The 1,274-nt window shown below is 40.8% G+C and carries 2 protein-coding genes; both read left to right on the forward strand.

Translation table 11 applies throughout. The annotated features are described in order from the left end of the window. Window positions 1–184 precede the first annotated feature (184 nt). Entirely contained in the window at window positions 185–313 is a 129-nt protein-coding gene (locus tag F6J94_RS33905) for a hypothetical protein (RefSeq protein ID WP_293017504.1), read from the forward strand. Window positions 314–415: 102 nt separating this feature from the next. Further along, complete coding sequence (locus F6J94_RS33910) at window positions 416–1,216, forward strand: hypothetical protein (RefSeq protein ID WP_293048358.1); 801 nt, start codon at window positions 416–418, stop codon at window positions 1,214–1,216. Window positions 1,217–1,274: the final 58 nt, after the last annotated feature.

Raw genomic sequence — 1,274 nt, forward strand, 5'->3', positions numbered from 1 at the left:
TCAATTCTCATAGTTATGAGGAAAAAATTTCTGGATTTTAGGGAACAGGGAACAGCTGATCTGGGAACAGGGAAGAGAGAATAGGGAATAGGGAATAGGGATGTCCTGCATCAACACAGGGAATCAACGTCCAAGAAGACTGTACCTCATAACTGCGAGAAACGCTATAATTTAAAATTATCTCATGAAAGCAAATGCTGATTTATCATACAGCCGTTTTCCTATTAATGAAGTACACACCGATTTTTTGTCTTTTCCCTGTTCCCTGTTCCCTATTCCCTATTCCCTATTCCCTATTCCCTATTCCCTTTGACCATTAATTATAGTTTCACCTCTCAACTAAAAATGCTATAGCTGACGGCTGACAGCTGACGGCTGAATGCTTACTAACACCCTACATTAAAATTCCTTAATTATGAAACCCCAAACTGAGCAAATTGTTACTACCCTTGAAGAACTAACCAAAGATGAATACTACAGCCTAGTTGGTGACGCTCCTTATATAATTATCCCTTGGGAAGTAGAAGATAAAGGTCCCTTTTCAGTGGAACGCTTTCTAGTGGATAACACCGGTCTTATGCCCTTTGCTCCTGAAGAGTTTCTCAGTCAGATTCGCGCAACCCAATCTCAAGCTGTGAGCGACCATTACCAAAATCTGATCGCACTGCTGCAAGCTAACTTGTCAGAGTTAACTATCTATGGCTATCGCCTTCCTACACTACCAGAAGAATTGGAAGAGGGATTTCCCCTTCAACAAAGTGTCTTTGGCTCCTTAGGAATTCCCATGCTAATTGGTTCATCAACAGCAGGAGAGTGGATTGGATTAGGTATCAAACAAAGTTGGCGGTGCAACTCATCACCACAATTTATGATTCCGGATCTAGAATCTCTCCAAGACAATACCGCTGCACTGGTTGAGCAAATCCAATCTATCACCAATCAAATTACTCATCAAGCCCAAGCAGAGGAAGAATTAACTTTGGGAGGTTTCGAGGTAGTGATCACCACTAGTCGCAACGAAGTCATGCAAAAATTATTGGATACTACGGGATTTTTAGAGATTAGCGAAATCAATGAATTTATTAGAGTTCGAGATGATTCCGGCACCGAGATAGAAGAGTATCAGGAAACAATAGCACAGCTAGAACAAGAACTAGTAAAGTTAGAGGAAGAAGGAGACTTATCAACGGAACAATACCAAGAGGTTCAAGAATAATTGTCAGAAGAAAGAGCAGGATTAGAGGAAATCCAAACAGAATGCAAGTTCGAGTTAG

Source organism: Moorena sp. SIO1F2 (assembly GCF_010672755.1).
Taxonomy (GTDB): Bacteria; Cyanobacteriota; Cyanobacteriia; order Cyanobacteriales; family Coleofasciculaceae; genus Moorena.

Excerpts from the sequence above, each read along its gene's own strand:
- F6J94_RS33910 (WP_293048358.1), top strand. The coding sequence starts at position 416 with ATGAAACCCCAAACTGAGCAAATTGTTACTACCCTTGAAGAACTAACC.
- F6J94_RS33905 (WP_293017504.1), top strand. The coding sequence starts at position 185 with ATGAAAGCAAATGCTGATTTATCATACAGCCGTTTTCCTATTAATGAA.